A 7,449-nucleotide genomic window follows, 5' to 3' on the forward strand; every position below is an offset into this window, starting at 1 on the left:
ACCGCTTCCACCTCGACGTGGTCCCCAGCCCGAGCGGGGTGGTGCACCACCTGTTCTGGCGGAAGTGACGCGCTGAGAACTGTTTAGGCGTCCACGAATGCGGCGCCGGTCTCCAGCAGCCGCGCCACCGCATGCTCCGGGTCGATGAGCGACTCGGGTGTGTGGAGGCCGGGGGAGACCGGCGCCGCGTTCGTGGATGCCACAGCCCCATAACGTCCTCCCACCCTGGCCAACGACCACGGCATGGACATGGGGACGACGCAGACTCCGTTCGTCACTCAAGAAGAGCAGGGGCTCACCCAGCACGAGACCAGGCCTGGGTCGCCCCCCGTGACGGATTGACCACCAAGATTCACCTGGTGGTGGGCGGTCGCTGCCGGAGCTTGGCCTTTCATCTCACGCCTGGCCAGGCCGGTGACGCCTCGGCGTTCCGGAGGCCGTGGCCGTCTGCGGGCGCCCCGGCTGGCCGGTCGGCTACGGGCCACTCCCGACTGCGCCCTGACGGCTGTCGTGGTCGTCGCACTCCGCCCTGCGGGCAGTCTTGTCTGGTCCGCGAGGCGATCGAGGAAAAGCAGCCTGGTCGGTGCTTCCTGCGGGGCGCAGGAGTTCGAAGATGCTGGAGAAGCTGTCTTCGCCGTGGCCCTCGGTCGAGCGGTGGTGGAGCAGGACCTGGAGGGGGCCATGGAGGGCGGCGGGTACGCCGCTGACTGAGCTGAGGTGGACGAGGGTATCGACGGCGGCCCGGTTCAGGTCGATCGTGGAGACCCCTTCCGTGTAGTGCCGCGAGCCGGCCTCGCGGGCGAGTTCCGGGAGGAATTCGGCCATTTGGTGCAGCCAGCGGGCCGCCAATGGTGCGAACACCTGTGGTTCGGTGCCTACGGTGTGAAGCAGGGCCGCCGCGTGCAGGAACCCGGCGAGCGCCCCGTACCCGGTGCCCAGCAGGGCGAGGTCGTGGAGTTCCGCCGAGCCCGGGTCCGCGCCGAAGTAGTGTGCGGGAGCCATCACTTCCAGCGCGCTCCGGTGGGCGGTGAACGCCTCCTCGTCGCCACTGTAGAGGAAGAAGCCGGCGTCGGTGGCGACGGTCTCGGGGAGCGCCATCATGGCCCCGTCGAGGTAGGCCGCGCCGTGCCCGGCGCACCAGGCCGCCAGGTCCCGGGCCTGGTCAGGGGTGGTGTTGGCGAGGTTGACCAGCGTCCGGCCGCGCAGCGCAGCGGCGGCCGGGCCAAGGGCCTCCCGCACCGCGCCGTGGTCGAGCAGCGGGGCGACGACCAGGGGTGCGGCGGCCACCGCCGCGGCGGCGTCGGCGGCGGGGACCGCGCCGCGCGCGGCGAGTGCGTGGGCTATTCCCGGCGTGCGGTTCCACACGACGGTCTCGTAGCCGGCGTCGAGAAACGCCTCGGCGATCGCGGTGCCCATCCGGCCCAGACCAAGGACCGCGACTCGAGGCCTGGTCGTCTGTGCTGTGGTGTGTTCCGTGATCCGCTCTGTGGTGCGCCCGTTCGTCCGTTCAGTCATTGTGCGTGCCCTTCGTGATGGTCTCGATGACGCTGGCGATGCCGCTCGCGCCGTGGCCGTCGGCCGCCGCCTGCGCCAGCAGGGACCGGAACAGGGCGGGCACTTCGGTGCCGATGCCCTGCGCGGCGCTGGTGTGTGCGAGGTGCTCCATCGCGGCCCGGTGCACCTCGACGGTGCCGTCGTCGTCCGGGAATGCGCCCGCCTGCGCCTGCCGGGCGTGCTCTGCCATCAGAGAGGTGACGAACGGCATGTGCGCCGTCGCCACCGCGGCGAACGCGGTCGGGTCGACGCCCGCGGCCCTCACCAGCGCGAGGGAGTGGTAGAAGCCCGCCAGCGCGCCCCAGGCCAGGCCGAACAGCGCGGTGTCGTACGCCGGTGCCAGCGCCGGATCGGCGCCGAGGTGCACCGCATTGCCCAGGCTGCGCAGCACCGCCTGGTGCGTGTCGAAGGCGGCGCGTGAACCGCTGAGGACGAACAGCGCCTCGGGGCGACCGACCAGCCGGGTGCCGCTCATGGCGGCTCCGTCGAGGTAGGCGGCTCCGTGCCCGGCCGCCCGGTCCGCCGCGTCGGCGGCCTCCTCGGGGGTGCCCGAGGTCAGGTTCACCAGGGTTCGGCCGCGCAGCTCCGCCGCCACCGGTCCGAGCACGTCGTGCACGGTCGCGTAGTCCGGCAGGCAGACGACGACCAGCGGGCTGGCGGCCACGGCCGCCGCTGTCGTCGCCGCGCGGGTGGCGCCCTGCGCGGCGAGAGCGTCGGCCTTCGCCGCGGAGCGGTTCCACACGGTGGTGGCGTATCCGGCGGCCAGGAACGCCTGGGCGAGCCGGGCCCCCATCTGACCGAGGCCGATGACGGACACCGCGGACTGCTCGTGGCGCTCGGCGTGGTTCTCTGCGTGCTGCTCGGTGCGTGACATGTGAGTGCTCCCGTTCGTCTTCCCGACCGGCTCGACCGGCTCGACCGGCTCGACCGGCCGCACCGGGGCGGTGCGTTCGATGTGCCCTCACCGTGCCCGCCGGGGCTGTCGGGGTTCTGTCGGGCCGCTGTCGGCCCCCCGGCGGGCGGCTCCGCATCGCCGACTACCGTGCACGCATGTACTTCTCGGTGCTCGGCCCCGTCACCGCCTGGACCACCGACGGACGTGAGGTCGACGTCCCGGAGGCGAAGGTGCGCGCCCTGCTGGCCGCGCTCCTCGCCGACGCGGGGCGTACGGTCTCCACCGACCGGCTGGTCGACAACCTGTGGGGCGACCGGCTGCCCGGGAACCCTGCTGGTGCGCTCCAGACCAAGGTCTCGCGGCTGCGCCGGGCGCTGGCGGACGCCGAGCCGGGGGCCGGGGCACTGGTCGAGTCCGGGCACCAGGGCTACCGGCTGCGGACCGGACCCGAGGACCTTGACTCCCGGCGTTTCACCCGCCTGACGGCCGCCGCGTCCCGTGAGACGGACGCGCGGGCCAGGGCCGGGGTGCTGACCGAGGCGCTGGCCCTGTGGCGGGCGGAACCGTACGCCGGGCTTGGCGAACTGGACTTCGCGCGGGTCGCGTCCGGACGGTTGACCGAACAGTGGCTCACCGCCCAGGAGATGCTCACCGTGGCCCGGCTGGAGCTGGGCGAACACCATGCCCTGGCCGCTGAGCTGGGAGAACTGGCGGACCGCCACCCGCTGCGGGAGCGGCTCCGCGCCCTCCAGATCACGGCCCTGTACCGGGCGGGCCGCCAGTCCGAGGCACTGGCCGCCTACACCGGAGTACGCGAACGGCTGGCGGACGAGCTGGGCGTGGACCCCGGGCCGGAACTGGCCGCTCTTCACCAGGCGGTCCTCACTCACGACCCGGCCCTGGCCGCCCCGGGACCCGTCCCGCCATTGACCGAGCCCATGTCTACGTTCACATCCGCGCCCACGTCCGCCCCGGAGGGGCTCGTGGCCCCCCTCACCGCCCTCATCGGACGGGAGGATGCACTGCCCGCCGTGTGCGAACTACTGGCCGCCCACCGGCTGGTGACGCTCACCGGGCCCGGCGGGGTGGGCAAGACCCGCCTCGCGGAGGAGGCGGCGCGCCAGGCCGCCGTCGGACACCCGGACGGCGTCCGCATGGTCGGCCTCGCCGGATCCACCGGCGTGGCCGAGCAGGTGAGTGCCGCGCTGGGCATCCGTGAGGAGGGGCCTGCCGGGCTGGAGGACGCGCTGCGCTCCAGGCGGCTCCTCCTCCTGCTGGACAATTGCGAGCACCTCGTCGAGTCGGCGGCCGAGACCGTACGCCGACTCCTCGCCGCCGCGCCGGGGCTTACGGTCCTGGCCACCAGCAGAGAGCCCCTCGGGGTGCCCGGCGAATCCGTGTGGACAGTGCCTCCGCTCTCGCAACGGGATGCCGAGCGACTGTTCGTCGTACGGGTTGCTGCCGCTGTCCCCGGATTCACCGTCACCGATACGAACGCGGAGGGCATTGCTACGGTCTGCCGCCGCCTGGACCGGATACCCCTCGCACTGGAACTGGCCGCCACCCGGGTACGCGCGCTGGGTGTCGAGGAGCTGTCCGCCCGGCTGGACGACAGGTTCCGACTGCTGGCGGGCGGCAACCGAGGCGTGCCGCCGCGCCAGCGCAGCCTCCGGGCGATGATCGACTGGAGCTGGGATCTGCTGGGCGGCGACGAACGAACGGTGCTGCGCGGGCTCACGGTGTTCTCCGACGGCTGCACTCTTGAGGCCGTCGAGGCGGTGTGCGGCGGCGAGGCGGACGTCCTCGGGGCGCTGATCGGGCTGGTGGACCGCTCCGTCGTCACCGCCACCGACGGCCCCCGCTACCGGCTGCCGGAGTCCATCGCGGCGTACGCCCGTGAACGACTGGCTGAGGCGGGCGACGGGGCCGCTGTCGCACAACGCCACCACACCTACTACGCCGAGCTGGCCGCCCGTGCCGCAGCCGGGCTGCACGGCTCCAGCCAGCGGCGCTGGCTGGCCCTCCGTGACCCCGAGAGCGCGAACGTCCGCACCGCGCTGGACCACGCGGTGCGGCGGCGGGAGTCGGGCGAGGCACTGAGCCTGGCACTCGACTCGGCCTGGTACTGGTTCCTGCGCGGTCGGCTCCGCGAGGCCCGTGGCGCGCTCGCCGACGCCCTGAGCGACGGCGAGGGGGAGGGCGGAGGCTCCGACGGCGGGCTGCGGGCCCGCGCCGTCCTCTGGCACGCCGGATTCGCCCGACTCACCGGCGCGGGCGGCGCCGGGGAGTACCGCCACGTGGTCGCGCTGCCCGCACCGACTGCCGGCGCGGACGCCGCATACGCGCGAGCCCAATGGTTCCTCGGCCACGCCATGCTCAAGGCAGGGGAGGACCTCGCCCGCAGCGAGGCCCTGGCGGACCACGCACTCGCGGGCTCCCGCGCGGCCGGTGACCACTGGGGCGTCGCCGCCGCGCAGAGCACCAGGTCCGTACAGGCCCTGCTGCGCGGCGATCTCTCCGCCGCCACCCGCCGCGCCGAGGAGGGGCACGCACTCTTCGGCGAACTCGGTGACGGCTGGGGCAAGTTGCAGACGAGCTATCCGCTTGCCGCGCTGGCCGTCATCGCCGGGGACTACGCCCGCGCCGCCGCACTGCACCAGGACGGGCTGCGGCTGGCGGAAGAGCTGGGGTTCTGGGCGGACGCCGCCGACCGGATCACCGGGCTCGGCCGGGTCGCCCTCCTGACCGGCGACTTCACCCGCGCCGCCGAGTTGCATCGGGAGGCGAAGGACCTGGCAGCCGAGCACGGCTACGCCGCCGGCGAGATCCACGCCGAGATCGGCCTCGCCCTCGGCGCCCGGCGCGAGGGCGACTTCGCCCTCGCCCAGCGGCTGCTCGACAAGACGCTCACCTGGCACCGCGGGACCGAGTTCGGTCCCGGCCCCGCCCTTCTCCTCGCCGAACTCGGCTTCCTCGCGGAACAGCGGGGCGACGCCGCAGCAGCTCTCGGCCTGCACCGTCAGGGACTCGCCGTCGCCCGCGAGAGCGAGGACCCCCGCGCCGTCGCCCTCGCACAGGAGGGCCTGGCCGGTGCGCACGCCCTCGCCGGGCGGCACACACGGGCCGCCCGCCTCCTGGGCTCGGCGGCGCGGGCCCGCGAGTTGGCCGGTGCGCCGCTCCCACAGGCCGAGCGCGGCGACGTGGACCGCGTCGAGGCCAGGGTCCGTGAGGCGCTGGGAGCGGAGGGCTTCGCCGCCGAGTCGGCCGCAGACGCCATCGGCGTGAAAGAGGCGCATGCAGACACCCGGTGACCTGGGTGACGTCTGCGGCGGACCTCTGCGGGGTGGATGTGGGCCGGAGTTGCTGTGGCTGGCGGTCAGAAACTCCACCGGCACGGCCGGACCGTAGCCAGCCCGCCGACCAGTCCGTCGGCGCTTCCGCGAACCCGGCGGCGAAGCCAGCCGGTGTGCGAGCCCACCAGTCTCAAGGCCGTGTACCGGGTGGACACCGAGGGCTGCTCTCCCGCCATCCTGATCGACTTCATCTGCCACCAGGGTCCGCGGGTCGCCGTTCTTGTGGCGGGGTGACATCCTCCCGTCGCCGCTGCAGGGACCGGGCCACTGGCCGACTGCACGGTGCCAGCGGAATGAGCCTGGCCAAGGTGCCCGCTACGGCGACCACAAAGAGTTGGTCGAGGTGTTCCAGGCTCGTGTGAAAGCCCAGCACACGGTCCCCGCCGCTGTCGAGAAGATCGCCGAGCAGAACCGAGCCCTCAAAGATGAGAACGCCGCCCTCAAAGCCGACCTGGCCGCCGAGCGAGAGCGGAACAAAACCCTGACCAGGGTCGCCGTCGAACTGTCTTTGGAGTTGGAACAGGCGAAGGAGGAACTCACCCAGAATGCGGATGTCGTGCGACGGCCTGGCAGCCGCACCAACTCCCCATCCTGGCAGTGCTGATCAGGCTGCAGGCTCCTGGCCGTTTCCTCGGTAGGTGCAGCGGCGACTGCCGCTGGGTCGAGATCAGCCGGACGTCCGAACCGATCACCCGCCCGATCTGCTCCCACAGGTGCGACATCCCGCGAGTCGAGGGCGTCGACCAGCGGCCCGGAGCCCTGCAGGGCGAAGATCCGGGCGAAGCGAACGCCTGGGCGCATCCGGGCCGGTGGAACAGAATCTGCCCCGGGGCGAGTGTGGACAGGCCCATGCTGATGCTGGACAGGAGCATCGGGGCATCGTGCACGCCGTGGCGTCCTGCCGGATCATGCCTGCCCCAGCCGAACGGTCGCCTTGCCGAGGTTCTTGCCGTCGAGCATCCCGAGGAACGCATCGACGATGCTGTCGAAGCCTTCGGTGACGGTGTGCCGGTCGACGACCTCGCCGGAGCGAAGGCGTGGGATAAGGAACTCCTCCAACTCCTCTTGGACATCACGGTGGTTGCGCACCAGGAAGCCTTCGCAGCGGATGGACTTTCCGACCAGGTCGAACAGGTTGCGCGGCGCGGTCGGCGGCTCGGTGGCGTTGTACTGGGAGATCGCCCCGATCCCGGCGATGCGGCCGTACTCGCGCATCGCGTCGATCGCGGCTTCCAGGTGGTCGCCGCCGACGTTGTCGAGGTAGACGTCGATGCCGTCGGGCGCGGCCTTGGCGAGTTGTTCGCCCACCGGCCCGTCGTGATAGTCGAAGGCCGCGTCGAAGCCCAGGCCCTCGGTCCCCGCCGGCTCAGGGTTGTTGAGCTGCGTCGGGCCGTTGTGAGGCCCTACTGCTCGAGAAGTGATGCGGGGCGGCCGGTACCCGCCGGATGCACCTCAATGTTGCCGTCGGTGTTGAGGAGCGCATGGCGGCCCGGATAAGTCAGCGTGACCGTGGCGATGTCACGCTCGTCGAAGTCGCCGGTGAAGAGCAGGACTCCGTTGATCAATTCGATCGTGAAAGCGCTGCTGGGCCACCGGTGAAGACACGCTTCAACCGTCATCGGCCGCTCGGGTGGGGGGAGGTCGGGA

6 protein-coding genes and 1 pseudogene are annotated in these 7,449 nt (G+C 72.4%); 3 read left to right on the forward strand and 4 right to left on the reverse strand.

Annotated elements, in window-relative coordinates; genetic code table 11:
* Positions 1 to 474: 474 nt before the first annotated feature.
* Positions 475 to 1,515, reverse strand: a complete 1,041-nt coding sequence (locus AC5P1C_RS43150) for an NAD(P)-dependent oxidoreductase (RefSeq protein WP_493871491.1) — start codon at positions 1,513 to 1,515, stop codon at positions 475 to 477.
* A complete protein-coding gene (locus AC5P1C_RS43155) occupies positions 1,508 to 2,428 on the reverse strand; it encodes an NAD(P)-dependent oxidoreductase (protein WP_493871492.1) in 921 nt (306 codons plus the stop codon). The genes AC5P1C_RS43150 and AC5P1C_RS43155 overlap by 8 nt, the downstream gene beginning before the upstream one ends.
* Positions 2,429 to 2,604: 176 nt before the next feature.
* Here AC5P1C_RS43155 and AC5P1C_RS43160 point away from each other — a divergent pair, with 176 nt between their 5' ends.
* The 3 genes from AC5P1C_RS43160 to AC5P1C_RS43170 all read left to right on the forward strand — a co-directional run bounded on the left by AC5P1C_RS43160 (position 2,605) and on the right by AC5P1C_RS43170 (position 6,406).
* A complete protein-coding gene (locus AC5P1C_RS43160; RefSeq protein ID WP_493871493.1) occupies positions 2,605 to 5,760 on the forward strand; it encodes an AfsR/SARP family transcriptional regulator in 3,156 nt (1,051 codons plus the stop codon).
* Between the two features lie 153 nt (positions 5,761 to 5,913).
* Positions 5,914 to 6,036, forward strand: coding sequence for a hypothetical protein (locus tag AC5P1C_RS43165; protein ID WP_493871494.1), 123 nt, complete (start codon positions 5,914 to 5,916; stop codon positions 6,034 to 6,036).
* A gap of 100 nt (positions 6,037 to 6,136) precedes the next feature.
* The gene (locus AC5P1C_RS43170; protein WP_493871495.1) at positions 6,137 to 6,406 is read left to right on the forward strand and encodes a hypothetical protein; all 270 of its coding nucleotides are present in this window, start codon (positions 6,137 to 6,139) and stop codon (positions 6,404 to 6,406) included.
* A 302-nt stretch (positions 6,407 to 6,708) separates the two neighbouring features.
* On the opposite strand, the pseudogene AC5P1C_RS43175 reads toward AC5P1C_RS43170, so the two are convergent.
* Positions 6,709 to 7,149, reverse strand: a pseudogene (locus AC5P1C_RS43175) (zinc-binding dehydrogenase); the annotation flags it as partial.
* A gap of 56 nt (positions 7,150 to 7,205) precedes the next feature.
* Positions 7,206 to 7,449, reverse strand: a 244-nt coding sequence (locus tag AC5P1C_RS43180; protein ID WP_493871496.1) for a hypothetical protein, incomplete at its 5' end; no start/stop codon positions are given.

Source organism: Streptomyces sp. A18, assembly GCF_059026065.1.

Bases quoted from the DNA above. Each gene is read 5' to 3' on its own strand.
- AC5P1C_RS43150 (WP_493871491.1), bottom strand. From the start codon at position 1,515: ATGACTGAACGGACGAACGGGCGCACCACAGAGCGGATCACGGAACAC.
- AC5P1C_RS43155 (WP_493871492.1), bottom strand. From the start codon at position 2,428: ATGTCACGCACCGAGCAGCACGCAGAGAACCACGCCGAGCGCCACGAG.
- AC5P1C_RS43160 (WP_493871493.1), top strand. From the start codon at position 2,605: ATGTACTTCTCGGTGCTCGGCCCCGTCACCGCCTGGACCACCGACGGA.